The organism is Pseudomonas sp. PB101, assembly GCF_009764265.1.
Taxonomy (GTDB): Bacteria; Pseudomonadota; Gammaproteobacteria; order Pseudomonadales; family Pseudomonadaceae; genus Aquipseudomonas.
On the sequence record NZ_RWIR01000020.1, the window covers coordinates 72,215 to 89,714 of the forward strand.

The window sequence follows — 17,500 nt, forward strand, 5'->3', positions numbered from 1 at the left end:
CATGGACATCAACCTCAGCGACTTCCATTTCCTGCGCCCCCTGTGGCTGTTGCTCGCACTCCTCGGTGCGCTGCTGCCGTTGCTGTGGCGGCGCAATCAGGATCTGCAGCGGCGCTTGCGCAGCAACATCGCCGCGCACCTGCTGCCGCATCTGCTGATCACTGCGCAGGACCATCAACGCCTGCGTCCGGTGCATCTGCTCTGTGCCCTGCTGGTACTGGGTTCCGTTGCGGCGGCCGGGCCGACCTGGGAACAGGATCGGCCGGACTTTCTGGAAAACCGCGCGCCGCTGATTATTGCCGTCGACCTGTCGCCCTCCATGGACGCCAGCGATGTTCCGCCCAGTCGCCTGGAAGCGGTCAAGCACAAGCTCCACGACCTGATCCAGCGCCGCGCCGGTTCGCGCAATGCCTTGATTGCCTATGCCGGCAGCGCGCACCTGGTGTTGCCCGCCACCGACGACCCGGCGTTGCTCGACACCTTCATACAGGCCCTGAGCACCGACCTGATCAGAAAACCGGGAAAAAATGTCAGCGCGGTCATCGATCAGGCCAAGCGCCTGCTCGCCGCCGAAAAAACCCCCGGCACCCTGCTGCTGATCACCGATGGCGCCGACACCTCGGCGCTGGCAGGCCTGGACAAGCAACTGGCGGACAGCGCATTGCAGGTGCTGATATTGGCGGCTGGCAGCACCGACGGCGGGATCATCCACGATGCCGCCGGCCAGCCTCGCATCGACAGCAACGGTCGCCCGCAACTCGGCAGTTTCGACCAGGACGCCCTCAAGCAGTTGGCCTCGGCCGTCGATGCCCCGCTGGGCAGCCTGACCCTCAACGATGACGACCTGGACTGGATCGAACTGCACGCCGAGCAACACTTCCAGTCAGCCAGTGACGAGCAGCGCGAACTGCACTGGAAAGACGCCGGTTACTGGCTGTGCTGGCCGCTGTTGTTGATCGCCTTCTTCAGCGTCCGCAGGGGCTGGAGCGTGAACTGGATGGCTGGCTTGCTGCTGGCGGTGGGCCTGGGTCTGCAACCGGCGCCGGCACAGGCCAATGCGCTGACCGATGCCTTTTTCACCCGTGACCAGCAAGGTCGCTGGGCCTTTGAACATCAGCACTACCCTCAGGCGGCGGCGCTGTTTGTCGATCCGTACTGGAAAGGCGTAGCCGCCTACAACGCGGCCGATTTCGACCTGGCCCTGGCCAGCTTCGCGCGCCTCGACACGCCGCAGGCGTATTTCTACCTGGGCAACATCTACGTGCGCCGATTCAAGTTCGATCAGGCCATCGCGGCCTATCAGCAGGCGCTGAAGTTGCAACCACAGTTCCCCGAAGCCACGGCCAACCTGGCCTTGGCGATCGCCCTGGAGAAAGACACCGAAAGCGCCGAGAAAAACGCGCCGGAGGTCAAGCCCGACGACATCAAGATGGACAAGGCCCCGGGCAAAGGCCAAAGCAAAAAGGTCGAGACCCAGCAAGCGGCATCGGATGAGCAGTGGTTGCAGAACCTCACCACGTCGCCGGCGAAATTCCTCAAGCAGAAATTCAGCCTGCAGGATCAGGCGGGGGCCAAGCCATGATCAGCCTTCAAGACCGAGTCGCCATCATCGCGGGCAAGCCCGCTCCCACAGGGGCCTTGTGTCGCACACAAATGGTGGGAATCACTTCAATCAACTGTGGGAGCGGGCTTGCCCGCGATGGCGTCAGATCAACCACCGCAGCAATTGGCACCTTGCTTCTATGCCTGATCAGCCTCGCAGCCTGGGGTAATGAACCTCAACTGAAAGTCCAGGCCACCCTGCAACCCGCCGACCCCGTCATGGTCGGCAGCCTGGTCGAGTTGCAACTCGATGTCTTCACCGACACCTGGTTCACCAGCGCCCCCACCCTGCCCGACCTGAAACTGCCCGGCGCATTGGTGATGCCGCCGGACGGCCATGCCGAGCACATCAACCAGACCTTCGACGGCCAATCCTTCAGCGGCATGCGCTACAGCTACCTGATCACCCCGAACCTGGCCCAGGGCTTCGACATTCCGGCGCTGACGGTACAAGCCACACCGGGGCAGGCCAGTCAGGCACTCAGCGCCCAGAGCCAGCCCTTGCATTTCAACGCCGCGCAACCACCGGGGTTCCAGCCCGGTGAGGCGGTACTGGTGGCTCAAGGACTGCGGTTTACCCAGAAGACCATCCATTCGGCCACGCCGCTGAAGGTCGGCGACAGCATCACCCGGGAACTGACCTTGCAGGCCGACGGTGCCCTGGCCATGGCACTGCCGACACCGACGCTGGACGCCATCAAGGGGCTGAGCCGCTATCCGAAAGCGCCGCAGATCCGCAATCTGGATGACGGTCGCGGCAACTTCAATGGTGGCCAGCGCATCGACAGCGTGACCTACCGTATCGACCAGCAAGGCCACTACAGCCTGCCAGCCGTCGAACTGAAATGGTGGGACGCCGGCAGCCAGAAAACCCGCACGGCCATGGTGCCTGCCGTGACCTTCGACGCGGCGGCCAACAGAGCCTACAAGCCGGTTTTTTCCATCACCGAAGACCTGAAAAAACTCGGCCAACAGAATCGCCTGCACCTTTCCGGGCACTGGTTCGGACTATTGGCACTGGTGTTGGCGGTGGTGGCACTGGGTTGGTTCAGTCGCCCGCTCGTGCATCGCATCTACCTCAACTGGCAGGCTCGACGCCGCGCCCGACACGCCGCCTGGCTCGATTCCGCCGACTACGCGTGGCGGCAGATCCCGGCGCAGATCGAGGGCAAACCGACGCAACTCAGCGCCTTGTACCTGTGGACCCGGCGCAGCCGCAAGGGCCTCAAACTGACGAACCTCGGCCCACGCCTGCAAACGTTCCTGCGCGCTTGCTACGGCCGTGAGCCCACCAAAGATCAGGCGCTGCGCCAAATCAGGCAATCCTTGTCTACGCTGCATAATCAGGCCGAACGTAACAGGGAATCTGTCGCACCAGCGCTGCATCCGCTCAACCCCGTTCACGAGAAGGATTTCCCATGACAAATTCGATATCGCTGCGCCATCACCGCGCATTCAGTTTCCTGCTGACGCTGGCGCTCAGCCTGCCGTTGCTGGTGCAGGCCGCCGAGCCACTGCCCTCGTGGAACGATGGCCCGTCGAAAAAGCAGATCATTGAATTCGTCCAGGCTGTCACCGACCAGAACAGCAAGGACTTCGTCAAACCCGAGGACCGCATTGCCGTTTTCGATAACGACGGCACCTTGTGGAGCGAGCAGCCGATGTACTTCGAGCTGCTGTTCGCTCTCGAGGAAGTCAAGCGCACCGCGCCGCAGCACCCTGAATGGAAAACCACCCAACCGTTCCAGGCAGTGCTGGAAAACGATCACAAGGCCCTGGCCGCCACCGGCATGGAAGGCCTGCTGAAAATCGTCGCTGCGACCCACTCCGGCATGACCACCGAAGCCTTCGAGGACTACGCCAAGACCTGGCTGAGCCAGGCCCGCCATCCGAAAACCGGCAAGCCCTACACCGAGATGATCTTCCAGCCGATGCTGGAGATGCTCGACTACCTGCGCGGCCAGGACTTCAAGACCTACATCGTTTCCGGCGGCGACACCGGGTTCATGCGCGCCTTCGCCGAGAAGGTCTACGGCATTCCACCCGAGCAGGTCATCGGCACCACATTCGTCACAACGTTTGACTACAAGGATGGCAAGGCCTCGATCCTGCGCACGCCGAAGCTGGCCCACAACGACGATGGCCCGGGCAAACCGGTGAGCATCGACGCGGTGATCGGGCGTCGGCCCATCCTCGCCTTCGGCAACTCCGACGGCGACCTGCAAATGCTTCAGTGGACCGCCGCCGGTCCCGGCAAACGCTTCATGGGCCTGGTGCATCACACCGACGCCAAACGCGAATGGGCCTACGACCGGCAGTCGCAGATCGGCCGCCTGGACAAAGCCCTGGACGAAGCGAACAAACGTGGCTGGACGGTCGTCGACATGGCGTCCGAATGGCGTCGGATCTACCCGTTCGATGCCGCCACAACCGAGCAAGTGCAATAAAAGACGTAATGCAGGACCGCAATAAACGTTTGTCGCAGTACGCGACGCAAGTGAGCATAAGGAGCCAGTCAGATGACTCGCATACGTAAGTGGATACCGAAACTCGCCCTGGTGGCGACTACGGTCATGGCGTTTTCGGCAACCGCCGGGGCCGCTGAAAAGCCCAACATTCTCGTGATCTTCGGCGACGATATCGGCCAGACCAACATCAGCGCCTATTCCATGGGCGTGGTCGGGTACAAGACTCCGAACATCGACCGCATCGCCAAAGAAGGCATGATGTTCACCGACTATTACGCGGAGAACAGCTGCACCGCCGGGCGATCGACATTCATCACCGGACAGTCGGCGCTGCGTACCGGGCTGTCGAAAGTCGGGATGCCGGGTGCACCGGTCGGCCTGCAAAAACGCGACATCACCATCGCCCAGGCACTCAAGTCCCAGGGCTACGCCACCGGTCAGTTCGGTAAGAACCACTTGGGCGACAAGGATGAATACCTGCCGACCAACCATGGTTTCGACGAATTCTTCGGCAACCTGTATCACCTCAACGCCGAAGAAGAACCCGAGCGTCCGTACTGGCCCAAGGACGACCCTGCGTTCGTCAAGGCCTACTCCCCGCGTGGCGTGATCCACAGCTTCGCCGATGGCAAGATCGAAGACACCGGCCCGCTGAACACCAAGCGCATGGAAACCATCGACGACGAAACCACCGCCGCCGCACAAGCGTTCATCGAGAAGCAGGCCAAGGCGGACAAGCCGTTCTTCGTCTGGATGAACACCACCCGCATGCACTTGTTCACCCACGTGCGTGAATCGATGAAGGGCCAGAGCGGCATGCCCGGCAACGATTACGCCGATGGCATGATCGAGCACGACGGCGACGTCGGCAAACTGCTGAAAACCCTCGATGACCTGAAAATCACCGACAACACCATCGTCGTCTACACCACCGACAACGGCCCGAACCAGTTCTCCTGGCCGGACGCGGCAACCACGCCGTTCCGTAACGAGAAGAACTCCAACTGGGAAGGCGCGTACCGCGTGCCGGCAATGGTCCGCTGGCCAGGCAAGATCAAGCCGGGTGAAGTGTCCAACGAGATGTTCTCGGGCATGGACTGGTTCCCGACCTTGCTGGCTGCCGCTGGCGATGCCGACGTGAAAAACAAGCTGCTCAAGGGTTGGGCACCGACTTCCGGCGGCAACAACTTCAAGGTGCATCTGGACGGTTACAACCAACTGCCCTACCTGACCGGCCAGGCGCCCAAGGGTGAGCGCAAGGAGTTCTACTACTTCAACGATGACGGCGTGCTGGTGTCGATGCGTTTCGACAACTGGAAAGCCGTGTTCTGCGAACAGCGTGCACCGGGCGGCTTCAAGGTCTGGAGCGAACCCTTCGTATGCTTGCGCGTACCGAAGATCTTCAACCTGCGCATGGACCCGTATGAACGTGCCGACGTGGTGTCCGATCAGTATTACGATTGGCAAACCAAGAACGTCTACCTGGCGGCTGTAGCCGTCGAAAAATCGGCGACGTTCCTGCAGACCTTCATCGAATATCCACCTAGCCAGAGACCGGCCAGCTTCAGCATCGACCAGATCCGTGCTGCGGTAGACGCCAAAATCGCTGAAAAAATGAAAGCTGCACAGTAAGACCGCTGGACCGCCGCTCGCCTTCACCGGCGAGCGGTACTGTTTTCGACTTGTGACTGTATTGGCCCCAATCGCGGGCAAGTCGGATCGCCGCACCGCCGCTCCCACAGGGATTTTGTCGTACCGAAGATCCAGTGTGGGAGCGGGCTTGCCCGCGATGAGGCCCGCACAGTCGCAGTTTTCTTGAATTGCAAAGGCAATCCGCAATGACCTCACGTGTCGCCAGCAAGTCGTCGGCCATACCTGCCCCTCAAGTCGCCTCCCCTGCGTTGTTGATCCCCGCCCTGTTGCTGTTCGTCTCCGGCGCCGCGGCGCTGGTGTATCAGGTGCTGTGGATCAAGCAGCTGTCGCTGGTGGTGGGCGTCGAGGTCTATGCCATCACCACCGGGATCAGCGCGTTTTTTGCCGGGCTGGCCCTGGGTGGCTTGCTGTTCGGCCGCTGGGCGGACCGGATGCAGCAACCGTTCCTGCTCTACGCCGGCCTGGAAGTGCTGGTGGCCGTGCTCGGTGTCGGCGCGACCTTCGCCATGAGCCTGGCGGCGAGCCCGTTCGCCTGGCTGGAAGAACACGTCGGGTTGCTGGCCTGGGTACTGCCGTTCGCGCTGGTGGGCATTCCCGCGCTGTTGATGGGCGGCACCCTGCCGGTGCTGGTGCGCTCCCTGGCCTCTGATCCGCGACATCTGGGCAAGGCCGGCGGGCAGCTTTATGCGGCGAATACCGCCGGGGCCATCGCGGGCACCCTGCTCGCCGCGTTCGTTCTGATTGCCACCCTCGGTGTTCGCGGCAGCGCGCTGGCCGCCGCCATGCTCAACCTGCTGGCGGCCGCAGGGGCCTTGTGGTTCCAGCGCCAGCGCGGGGCAGCCGTCGATGCCCCGGTGCAACATCACAGTGAAAAAGCCCCGGATCGCTTGGCCCTGTGGCTGTATTCGATCGCCGGCGGCGTGGCACTGGGCTACGAAGTGGTCTGGTCGCAATCGATCGTGCAATTCATGAGTACCCGCACCTACGCGTTCGCCGTGGTGCTGGCGACCTACCTCACGGGATTGTTTCTGGGCAGCATGTTGCTGGCCCGTCGGGTCGATCGCCTGCGCGATCCCTGGGGCGTGTTCGGCCTGTTGATCGCCGGCGCCGGCCTGATCGCCCTGCTGGAAATCGCCGTGCTCGGACGCTGGCTGGTGCTGGGCCAGAGCCTGGCGGAAAGCTGGGTCTTGGCGCTGGGTGCCAATGAGCTCACCGGCATGAGCGCGCGTTTTGCAGTCGCCGCCCTGTGCATCGTGTTTGTGCCGACCCTGCTGCTGGGCGCGGCGTTTCCCCTGGCCTTGCGCTTGAGTGTCGGTCGCGAACACGTGGGCCGGCATGTCGGCGAAGTCGTCGCGTTCAACACCCTGGGCGGGATTGTCGGTGTGATGCTCTGCGGCTTTGTCCTGATCCCGCTGCTCGGGCTGGTGCGCACGTTGGGTTTGCTGGCCGTGATCGCTGCCGCCATTGCCTACGTTGCCGTTCGCAAGGGTCACGGCGTCAAGAAAGGCCGGCGCCAGGCTGTGGTCGCCATAGGCCTGCTGTCGGTGGCCTTCGCTGTGTTCACCCCGGTCGACAAACTTGCCAGCCTGCTGCCCGGTGCACGCAACGGTACGTTGACGTTCTATGAGGAAGGACGCGGCGGCACGGTCGCCGTGGTCAGCCAGGGCAAGGGCCGCAACACCTTCCAGCGCTTGTATATCCAGGGCGTGTCCAACACCGGCGATGCCATGCCGTCGCTGCGCTACATGCGTATCCAGGCCCTGTTGCCGCTGTTGATCCACAACGGTGAACCGCGTTCGGCGCTGGTGATCGGCTTCGGTACCGGCATCACCGCTGGCGCCCTGACCCGCTACCCCGGTCTGGAACAGCGGGTGGTCGCCGAACTGCTGCCTTCGGTGGTCAAGGCGGCACCTTTGTTCAAGGGCAACTTCAATGCCGGCTCCGATCCGGGTGTCGACGTGCGCTTGCGTGACGGTCGCCAGGAACTGCTGCGCAACCCGCAGCGCTACGACCTGATCACCCTCGAACCGCCACCGCCCTCCGCTGCCGGCGTGGTCAACCTGTATTCCCGGGACTTCTACCAACTGGCCGCCAGCCGTTTAAACAAACAAGGCCTGGTCGCGCAATGGTTGCCGCTGCCGACGCAGAACATCGACGATTCGCGCTCACTGGTGCAAAGCTTCCTTGATGTGTTCCCTTACGCGACCCTGTGGACCAGCGAGTTCCACGAGATGCTGCTGGTGGGGTCGATGGAGCCGATTGAACTGGATGCGGCGAAGATCAACGCACGTTTCCAGCAGGACAGCGTGCGCAGCACCTTGCAGGATGTCGGCATCGGGTCGGCCGCATCATTGCTGGCGACCTGGGTCACCGACCGGGCGGGGCTGGAACGCTTCGCCGGCGACGCGCAAGCGGTGACGGATGATCAGCCGAAGATCGAATACGCGCCGTGGGTGCGGGCCAAGGAAATTACCCGAGTGCTGCCCGCCCTGCTCGACCTGCATCAATCGCCCACGCTGGTGAACGCCGACGCCGGGTTCATCGAGCGCATGAATACCCAGCAGCAACGCCTGATGCAGTTCTACCGCGCCAGCCTGCATGCCTACGACGGTGATCGTGATGCCTGGGCCAGGGACATGCGCGAAGTGATGCGCGGGGATGCGGGGAATCCGTATTACCGCTGGTTTGGCGGGGAGTGATGCAGCGCCTGACAGATCGCCATCGCGGGCAAGCCCGCTCCCACAGGGTTTATGTCGTGTCCAAATGTAGTGATCGACACCGAAACCTGTGGGAGCGAGCTTGCTCGCGATGGGGCCATCCGCTTCACAGCATCCGTCATTTGACACACGCCGGCCATCCGGCAAAGCTGCACCAAGCTTCAACGCGCGCCGCACGGCAATCGCACCTGGACCATGGAAGTCGTAATGCCGAACCAAAAAAATAAAGCTGCAACCCCAAACCCTGATTCGCCACCGAACCTGATCAACCGTTATCTGTTCCCTGTCACCATCGGCATCTTGTTGCTGGCGGTGGCAGGCATCGGCTGGTTTTTGCTCAGCAGTACGCCCACGCCACTCAAGCCTGTCCCTGTCAGCGCGCCTGTGGCCGAACCGGCCAAACCGCAACCGGTCGCTGTCGCACCGGCGAAAATGGTCGATGAGCAGCAATGCCAGGGTTGCCACGGCGAGCAGGTCAAGGACTGGCAAGGCTCCCATCACCAGTTGGCGATGCAGCAAGCCAGCGCCGACACCCTGCTCGGCGACTTCAACAACGTCACCTTCAAGGCCGAAAAAGAGACCACGGTGTTCTCGCGCAAAGGCGACGAATTCTGGGTCAACACGCCGGGCATCGATGGCAAGAATGCCGATTTCAAGGTCGCCTACACCTTTGGCATCGCACCGCTGCAGCAATATCTGATCGAGGTCGGCGAAGGCCGGTTGCAGGCCCTCGGCGTGGCCTGGGATACCGAGAAGCACCGCTGGTTTCATCTCTATCCGGGCCAGGGTGTGAACTTCAAGAACCCGCTGCACTGGAGCAAGCCGAGCCAGAACGCCAACTTCATGTGCGTCGAGTGCCACACCACCGGTTTCAAGCGCAATTTCGATGCGGCGAAAAACACTTTCGACAGTCAATGGAACAGCCTGGGTGTCGGCTGTCAGGCCTGTCACGGCCCGGCGTCCAGTCACCTGGAATGGACGGCGAAGAAAACCGACCTGATCCATGCCGGCTTTGCCGTCGACCTCAAGGACAAGAACGCCACCACCGAAATCGAAACCTGCGCCCGCTGCCACTCGCGCCGCGCGCCACTGGACGACGGTTACACAGTCGGCAAGCGCCTGATGGATGACTACCTGCCGAGCGTCCTGACCCGTGAACTGTACGCGCTGGACGGCAAGATCAAGGACGAAGTGTTCGAACACGGCTCCTTCGCCCAGAGCAAAATGTTCGACAAGGGTGTGCGTTGCAGCAATTGCCACAACCCGCACAGCACGCAGTTGAAGGCGCCAGGCAACGGCGTCTGCCTGCAATGCCATAACACTGCCGGCAAAACCACCGTGGAAGGCGTCGACGGCAAGGGCCTGCAAGCGAAAAACTACGATTCCATCGAACACACTCGCCACACCATGGGCCAACCGGGGTCGCAGTGCGTGGATTGCCATATGCCCGGCAAGTTCTACATGGGCAACGACTTCCGGCATGACCACAGCTTCAGCATTCCCAACCCGGAGCGAGCAAAAAAACTCGGTACGCCCGACGCCTGCCTGACCTGTCACCAGGGCAAGGCCGGCGACAAGGTCACCGAGCAGTTCAAGCTGTGGAACAGCGCCAACGCCAGTGCACTGCAAGCGCCCCGCTACGATGAAAGCCTGTGGCTGATTCGCAACGGTCAGGCCGGTGCTGCCGAGGCCTTGTTCGAGCAACTGCAACGCAGCAATCTGCCGGCCATCCAACGGGCGACGCTGCTCGCCGAGCTGCCGGCGTACCCGAGCGAACAGGCGTTGAAACTGGCCACCAAGGACCTCGGCAATCCGGCACCGCAAGTGCGTGAGAGCGCCATTCGCGCGATCAGCGCCTTCCTGCCGCCGCCGGAACGCGCCCCCCTGCTGACGCCCCTGTTGAACGACCCTGTGAGGGCCGTGCGCATCGCCGCCGCAAGGGATTTGCTCAGCGTCGCGCGCAACGGCCTGGGCACGGCTCAGGACAGCTGGAATGCCGCGATTGCCGAGTACGAGGCGGTACAGAAAAACCTGCTCGAGCGCGCCGAAGCGAACCTCAACCTGGCGATGCTGTATCAGGCCAGCGGTCGCAATGCCGAAGTCGAAGGTTTCCTGCGCGCAGCCCTGCAGCGCGACCCGGATTTCTTCCCGGCGCTAGTGACGCTGGTGCAGTGGCTGGAGGCCAACGGGCGCAGTCAGGAAGGCCATGCCCTGCTGGCGCAAAGCCTCAAGGACCACCCCGACTCAGGCCTGCTGCAACACACCCAGGGCCTCGCGCTGATTCGTGCGGGCCAGGCGGCTCAAGCCATGCCGTACCTGCGCCAGGCCGCGAAACTGGAACCACAGAGCGGGCAATTCGGCTACGTGCTGGCGGTGGCCCTGCATGACAGCGGTAAAATTGATGAAGCGTGCGAGGAGCTGGAGCGGCTGTTGAAGGTGCAACCGGCCAACCGCAATGCCCGCTTGTCGTTGATCCAGTACTACCTGGACAACGGCCGGGAGCCCAAGGCGCAAGTGCTGTTGCAGGGCTGGAAGAAAATGAACATGGGGGATCCGGCGTTGAAATGATGCCGCGCTCAAAGCGACTACCTGTAGGAGCGGGCTTGCCTGCGAAGGATCGGTACAGTCAACATCGATGTCGCCTGACAGTCCGCCATCGCGGGCAAGCCCGCTCCTACAGTGGTCAGGCACGATCCCGGGGAATCAGGACCTGCAGCTGCTGCGCGAGAAAGTTCGCCTCGAACGGGAACACATCCGGGTCCTTCAACCCATTGGTCTTGCGCCATTGCCAACTGGTGGACGGTGGCTGGCAAACCAGCGAGACACTGCCGAAACGCGCCGCGGTCAAGCCCATCACCGCCAATGAAATCTGGCCACCCGCGCCCATCACTTCCGGGACAAACTCCACCGGTTTGCCGGCAATCACAATGGACAGTTTCTCGGTCTTGAATGGCGATGTCTCGACGGGAATGCTCGGACCCGAGGCGACATACGCTTCGCGTCTCACTTCCAGCAGGTCGGGCGCCTGCACCGGCTCCAGCCATTGCCCGATCTGATCGAACAGCTCACCGATACGCGCTGCCCACTCGGCCGACCGGGACTCAAACAGTTGCTTCTTGTGCGCTTCGCTTTCTGCGTAGTGGCGAAGCATTTCGCCCAGTTGCTGTACGTCGTCCATTGCGGTGTTCCTTTGGTTGAAGCAGTACTGCGGACTTTCAGAATGGCAGATACGCGTTGCCAGCGTGCGATTAAAAGCGCGAGGCCCAGGCGATCATCCTGGGCGACGCAGGCGCGCCATGCTCAAGGTGTCCACCAGCACGCCGTCGCGCACGGCGTAATCACGCAACAGGCCCTCGGTTTCGAAGCCGAATTTGCAATACAGGGAAATGGCCGCGTCGTTGTCGGCAAACACCGAAAGCTCGACGCGCTGTAGGTTCATCCAGTTGTCGGCGATATCCAGTGCCGTCGCCAGCAGCTTCGAGCCTACGCCCTTGCCCTGCCACGCCACCGCAACGCCCATGCCGAAACTGCCGGCATGGCTGCGACGAATGCGTGTGAATTGCTCCAGGCCAATGTTGCCGATCACCGCGCCTTGATGCAGGGCCACCACTTTCACCAGACGCTCGTTATCCGGCGCCAGGCGACTGCGCCAGAGCTCGCTGGACTGAAACGGCATTTGCAGGGTTTGCCGGGCGACTGCCGGATCGTTGTACAGCGCCGTGATGCCTTCGATGTGGGATTCGTTGAAGCGTTCGAGGGTGATAACGGGTTCGGTGGCTGGCATGGGTGAATCATCCTTGAAGCAGACATGGCCGTTCACTCTATAACGCTACCTTCCAGTGTGGCGAGAACCAATGTGGGAGCGAGCCTGCTCGCGAAGGCGTCAGTTCAGGCGACATTGATGTTGAAGGTGCTGGCCTCTTCGCGAGCAGGCTCGCTCCCACAGTTGGAACGCGCTCAGCTTTCGAACCATTGCGGCGCTCTGCGAAGGTGCTTTCAATCAACTCGACGATCATCCGTACCTGCGCGTCGTCCCTGGCGTCGGCGTTCACCGCCATCCACACCTGACGCCGCATCGGCTGGCCAAACAGGCCCGGCAAGGCAATCAGCCCGCGGTCGAAGTGGCTCATGTAGTGCGGCAGCAGGCCGATGCAGGCGCTGCAGCGGATCATCTCCAGCATCAGCTCCCAGGATTGCAGTTGCACTGACCCGGCCAGGCGCTGTTCCACCTGGGCATTCCATGGCCTGAAGCTTTCAACCTGGCTGTCCTGCTGCCATTGCACCAGCAGAAAGTCCGCCAGGTCATCCAGGCATTCCGGTCTGGAAGCCACCCGCGAGTAGCGCTTGGCAATGTGCGGCAAATACTCGAGCTGCGCCAGCAGCCGAGGTTCGGTCGTGGCAAAGCTCGGCCCCGGCAACGGCGTTCCGGTCTCGCCCAGCCACACCACCACGTCGGCGCTGACCGCCTGCAAGGCCAATTCGCTGTCGAGCGTGATGATGTCCAGGCGCACGCTGGCGTTGCGCCGCAGCAGTGCCACCAGGTCACGCCCGAGTATGTCGTGCAGGATCGAGTCGGCCACGGCCAGACGAATCAACGGCTGCTCGATCACCGGCAAATCGCGTTCATGGGCCAGGGCGATCAATTGTGCGTGCAAGCGCAAGCCATCGCGGCTGAGGCTGAATCCATTGTCCGAATGATTGAACAGCGAACACTTGAGCTGCGCCTCCAACAGCACCAGTTGCCTGCGCAGGCGGGTGGCCTTGATGTTGAGACTGCGGGCGGCCTGCATGAAACAACCGCAACGGGCGCTGACGGTGAAACACAGCGCCAGTTCGGGGTCGATACCCGCTGCCAACTGGCGCCAGGAGGTGTTTTTATCGTCGGCTGCACGATACTCGGCACGCCCTTGGTGGGCGCTGGTTTCCATGAATGACATCGAGGACTCCCTGTCGATCTGACACTGACAGTTCCATCCTGCGCATCGTTCATGAACCTGCTGTGACAATCATTCAGCCGCCGGTGTTTGCCGAAAGCTCACGGCCAGGCGATTCCAGCTGTTGATGGTGGTGACGGCGATGGTCAGGTCGACCATCTCGCTTTCATTGAACTGCTCCCGGGCTAGCGCGTAGACATCGTCCGGCACGTGGCTTTCGGAGAGCAAGGTGACCGCCTCGGTCCAGGCCAGCGCGGCCCTTTCCCGCGGATTGAAAAAGTTGCTGTCACGCCAGACCACAATGGAATACAGACGCCGATCGCTTTCGCCCAGGCGCCGTGCATCCACCGAGTGCATGTCGGTGCAAAAGGCACAGCCATTGAGCTGTGAGGCACGAATCTTGATCAGGTGCAGCAGGCCTTGCTCGATGCTCAGGCTGCTGGTCAGGGCCTCCATGGCGATCATCGCCTTCATCGCTTTGGGGGACGCGCTGTAGTAATCCAGGCGGAGGGTCATGGAGCGATCTCGTGCAGCTGTGGTGTGTTTTCACGGTAGCCGCCGGCACGCCGGCATGACAGATCCAATTGCGCGATTTCCCCGTTGACCACCGCCGCCAGACCAATTGCCGGTTTTTCCACTGCGCAACTTCTGTCAAATGAGCGGATAAGGGTAATCTTGCGCGACGCACATGCGCCTCAACAGCCTCGGAGCCTCGCCGGCATGGAACTACATGTTGTCATCAACGGCCGCAAGGACCTGGCCGGCCAGCTGTACAACCAACTGCGCAGCGCCATCGAGTCCGGTCGCCTGAGCGCCGGGACGCAACTGCCGCCCAGCCGTTTGCTGGCCGAACAACTGGGCATTTCGCGCAAGACCATTTCCGACACCTACGCCCAGCTGACCTACGAAAACTTCCTCACCGGGGTGGTTGGCAAAGGCACCTACGTCAATGCGCGCACTTCGAAGGTGCAGAGAAAACAGAACCACACCGAGCTTGGCGGCTTTGACGTGATCGAGTCCTGGCGCAATCTGCCGGTATTTCTGCGTCATCCGACCCTGGAAGGCTCGCTGCGCTACGACTTCATTGGCGGCGCCACCAGCAAGGGCCAGTTCCCCCAGGATGACTGGCGACGCTGCACCTCCCATGCGCTGCGCCAGATCGCCGGCTCCAAGGGTTACTACAGCCTGCCCGAGGGCTTGCCGGCCCTGCGCAACGCCATTGCGCAGCACATCGCGTTCTCCCGCGGGGTCAATTGCCAGGATGAAGATGTCGTGGTGTGCAACGGCGCACAGCAGGCGCTGGACCTGATCGCCCGGGTGCTGATCAGCCCGGGCAGCCTGGTCGCCATGGAAGACCCCGGCTACCCGCCGGCGCGGCTGCTGTTCGGCACCCATGGCGCCACGGTGATGGGCGTACCGGTGGACGCCGAAGGCATCGTGGTCGACAGGATTCCCCGTGGCACGCGGCTGATCTACGTCACCCCTTCACACCAGTTCCCCCTCGGCATGCCCATGAGTCAGGCGCGCCGGGTCGCACTGCTGGCCAAGGCCCATGAACTGGGCGCGATCATCATCGAAGATGACTACGACAGCGAGTTTCGCTACGAAGGCCGCCCCACCGATTCCCTGCAAAGCATGGATGAACGGGGGATCGTCGCTTATGTCGGGACCTTCTCCAAAACCCTGCTGCCGGAACTGCGGCTCGGCTATGCGATCCTGCCGCCGGCGATCCTGGAAGCCGTGGTGCGCGCCAAACAGCTCACCGACCTGCACACCTCGACCCTGCCGCAATGGGCGCTGGCCAAGTTCATCGCCGAAGGCTGCCTGCTCAAGCATATCCGCCGCTGCCATACGATCTATGCCGGGCGCCGCGAGCGGATCCTGGCGCGCATGGCCGGTGACCTTTCGCCCTGGTTCGAGGCGGTGCCGTCCACCGCCGGATTCCACATGGTGGTGATGTGCAAGGTGCCGATGGATATTCCATTGGTGATCGAACTGGCGAAAAAAGTCGAAGTCGGGCTCTATGCCATCGACAGCTTTTTCTATCAGCAAGCGCCCAGGGCCGGGCTTTTCTTCGGTTTTGGCGCCATCGAGACCCTCGACATCGACATCGCCCTGGACCGTTTGCGCGACATCCTGCAGCAGGTGGCCTGACGGATTGGCCTGCGGCTTTATCCGGCGATTGGCTATTGGCGGTCCCGGGGGGCAGGCCTATCCTGCATAGGCGTTATCCCTCAATGAGCAGGATTCGTCCGGCCTGATTCAGGAGTGTGAGCAATGTCCCAAGAAGTGATCAATACCGTACAGGTACAGGCCGCCGCCGGCCGCTCGGATGAACTGGGTAGGCAACTGCAAAAGATTGTCGAAACCCTGCGTGAACTACCGGGCTGCGATACTTATATGGTCGACCGCTGCCCCGAGGACACCAATCGCTGGACTGTCAGCGCGCGCTGGCAATCGGAAGAGGCCATGCGATCGCATTTCAACTGCCCGCAGGTCCAGGGTTTTATCAGCCTGATCGACAGTCAGCTGGCCAATGCCGTGGACTTCAACAGCTTTCCGATCGTCTGACCCATTCCTGTGGCGAGGGCGCTTGCTCCCTCGCCACAATTTTTTCGCCATTGGCCCCGCATTTTTCTTTGATTGGTCCCCTCGCCTTCCCCAATATTGGCTGTTTGATCGCTGGCGCTTGCGCACTACTGTTGCTCATGACAACTCACCCACCGCAGGTAAGAACCATGAATATGTTGCGCGTCTGTGCTGCCCCTTTTGCCGCCCTGGCCCTGATGCTCAGCGCATCGGCCTTTGCCCACGACCCTTCGGAAAAGGTCACCGTCCTGCAGGACGAGATGCTGAAAAACACCCCGGGCAAAAAAGCGCTGATGATTGAAGTCGATTACCAGCCCGGTCAGTCGTCCATCGCCCACAAACACGATGGCACCGCCATGGCCTATGTCCTTTCGGGCGCAATCGTTTCCCAGGTCAAAGGCGAGCCGGCGAAAACCTACAAGGCCGGCGAGTTCTGGTACGAGCCGGCGGGGTCGGAACACCTGGTGTCGAAAAACGCCAGCGCGACCCAGCCGGCCAAGTTGCTGGTGTTCATGGTCTTGGCCCCGGACGAGAAAGTGTTGATCCCCTTGGAACACTGATGGCTGAACGTACAGCCATAAATAAAAAGGCTCGATTCACGAATTCGGGCCTTTTTATTTCCCGAGGCAATTAACCGCAGACGTTTAAACCGAACAAAACTATTGGTCACTGGATAAGCACGGAAATTGGCTATTTAAATAAAACATCCTGGGTTTAGTCTGGAGTCACCGCCGGCACAGCACCGGTAACTTCAACTTTCGACTGAATTGTTTCACTGGAGAAACACCATGAAACTTGCACTTGCCAGTACGTTGACCATGGCTGTTGTTTTAACCGGTTGCTCGATTCCCACCGCGCCAACGGGGGGGCCTTCGCTCAATGGCATTTTCACCGAGCCGGTAGGTCGCAGTGCCAGCACCCTGATCACCAACGGCAGCGATGTCTCGCTGGGCATTGTCTACAGCCAGAATACCCAGGACAACCGCGCCTATCTTCGCGACTACCAGGCCAACGCCGGCACCGGTTTCGGCCAGAGCCTGCTGGTACAGCCGATTCATGACGCCTACGTGAGCACCTCCAGGCCGGACATGGCCGTGGATTGGGTCAAGGCCTCCCTGCAGCGCCAGTTCGGCTCGGTGACCGTGTATCCGGACATGCAGAGCCTCAGGGCGGCGAAACCGGATGTGATGGCCGTGGTCGACACCCGCAGTCAACTGATCACATCGCGCAGTTCGGATATCCAGTCGGATGTCAGTGCGGACTTCTACGACAAGAACTTTAACTACATCGGTACTGCACAAGGTCATGACGCCAAGGCACTCAGTCCGGTATGGGCCGACTTCAAACGCAGCGAGGACATAGTTGCCGATATTAATGAACAACAGAACATGCAAGTAAAGGCGCTGCAAAACTTTGACCAGTCACTCAATAATTTACTGACCAGACCGACAAGTAATGTGTCAATGACAAACAACATGCCGGACAAGAAGTTGTATTAAGACGAATGGCCTCATCGCCAGCAAGCCGGCTCCTACAG

The 17,500-nt window shown here is 61.5% G+C and carries 14 protein-coding genes and 1 pseudogene; 10 read left to right on the plus strand and 5 right to left on the minus strand.

Annotated elements, in window-relative coordinates; genetic code table 11:
• Nucleotide 1 precedes the first annotated feature (1 nt).
• The 6 genes from EI969_RS06095 (at nt 2) to EI969_RS06120 (ending at nt 11,008) form a co-directional block, all read left to right on the plus strand.
• Nucleotides 2-1,582 carry a VWA domain-containing protein gene (locus EI969_RS06095; RefSeq protein WP_160386547.1) on the plus strand — a complete coding sequence of 527 codons (1,581 nt, stop codon included), beginning with the start codon at nt 2-4 and terminating at the stop codon, nt 1,580-1,582.
• A complete protein-coding gene (locus tag EI969_RS06100; protein WP_160386549.1) occupies nt 1,579-3,024 on the plus strand; it encodes a BatD family protein in 1,446 nt (481 codons plus the stop codon). The genes EI969_RS06095 and EI969_RS06100 overlap by 4 nt, the downstream gene beginning before the upstream one ends.
• Nucleotides 3,021-4,049: an HAD family phosphatase gene (locus tag EI969_RS06105; protein ID WP_160386551.1), complete on the plus strand. Its 1,029-nt coding sequence runs from the start codon at nt 3,021-3,023 to the stop codon at nt 4,047-4,049. Before EI969_RS06100 ends, EI969_RS06105 begins: the two co-directional genes overlap by 4 nt.
• Nucleotides 4,050-4,121: 72 nt before the next feature.
• A complete protein-coding gene (locus EI969_RS06110; RefSeq protein WP_160386553.1) occupies nt 4,122-5,702 on the plus strand; it encodes an arylsulfatase in 1,581 nt (526 codons plus the stop codon).
• A 206-nt stretch (nt 5,703-5,908) separates the two neighbouring features.
• The gene (locus tag EI969_RS06115; protein WP_160386555.1) at nt 5,909-8,422 is read left to right on the plus strand and encodes a fused MFS/spermidine synthase; all 2,514 of its coding nucleotides are present in this window, start codon (nt 5,909-5,911) and stop codon (nt 8,420-8,422) included.
• Nucleotides 8,423-8,647: 225 nt separating this feature from the next.
• Nucleotides 8,648-11,008, plus strand: coding sequence for a tetratricopeptide repeat protein (locus EI969_RS06120; protein WP_160386557.1), 2,361 nt, complete (start codon nt 8,648-8,650; stop codon nt 11,006-11,008).
• Between the two features lie 115 nt (nt 11,009-11,123).
• On the opposite strand, the gene EI969_RS06125 is transcribed toward EI969_RS06120, so the two are convergent.
• From EI969_RS06125 to EI969_RS30455, 5 genes and pseudogenes are all read right to left on the minus strand, one after another.
• A complete protein-coding gene (locus tag EI969_RS06125; RefSeq protein WP_160386559.1) occupies nt 11,124-11,618 on the minus strand; it encodes a hypothetical protein in 495 nt (164 codons plus the stop codon).
• A 93-nt stretch (nt 11,619-11,711) separates the two neighbouring features.
• Entirely contained in the window at nt 11,712-12,224 is a 513-nt protein-coding gene (locus EI969_RS06130; protein WP_160386561.1) for a GNAT family N-acetyltransferase, read from the minus strand.
• Between the two features lie 173 nt (nt 12,225-12,397).
• A pseudogene (locus EI969_RS06135) lies at nt 12,398-13,377 on the minus strand (LysR substrate-binding domain-containing protein).
• Between the two features lie 69 nt (nt 13,378-13,446).
• Entirely contained in the window at nt 13,447-13,890 is a 444-nt protein-coding gene (locus tag EI969_RS06140; RefSeq protein ID WP_160386562.1) for a carboxymuconolactone decarboxylase family protein, read from the minus strand.
• A complete protein-coding gene (locus tag EI969_RS30455) occupies nt 13,887-14,012 on the minus strand; it encodes a hypothetical protein (protein ID WP_256678244.1) in 126 nt (41 codons plus the stop codon). Before EI969_RS30455 ends, EI969_RS06140 begins: the two co-directional genes overlap by 4 nt.
• Nucleotides 14,013-14,094: 82 nt before the next feature.
• Between EI969_RS30455 and EI969_RS06145 the strand changes: the two genes are divergently transcribed.
• From EI969_RS06145 to EI969_RS06160, 4 genes are all read left to right on the plus strand, one after another.
• On the plus strand, nt 14,095-15,528 hold the full coding sequence (locus tag EI969_RS06145) for a PLP-dependent aminotransferase family protein (RefSeq protein WP_160386564.1): 1,434 nt from the start codon (nt 14,095-14,097) through the stop codon (nt 15,526-15,528).
• A gap of 123 nt (nt 15,529-15,651) precedes the next feature.
• A complete protein-coding gene (locus tag EI969_RS06150) occupies nt 15,652-15,945 on the plus strand; it encodes an antibiotic biosynthesis monooxygenase family protein (protein WP_160386566.1) in 294 nt (97 codons plus the stop codon).
• A gap of 167 nt (nt 15,946-16,112) precedes the next feature.
• Entirely contained in the window at nt 16,113-16,523 is a 411-nt protein-coding gene (locus tag EI969_RS06155; protein WP_160386568.1) for a cupin domain-containing protein, read from the plus strand.
• A gap of 228 nt (nt 16,524-16,751) precedes the next feature.
• Complete coding sequence (locus EI969_RS06160) at nt 16,752-17,462, plus strand: ATPase (protein ID WP_160386570.1); 711 nt, start codon at nt 16,752-16,754, stop codon at nt 17,460-17,462.
• Nucleotides 17,463-17,500: the final 38 nt, after the last annotated feature.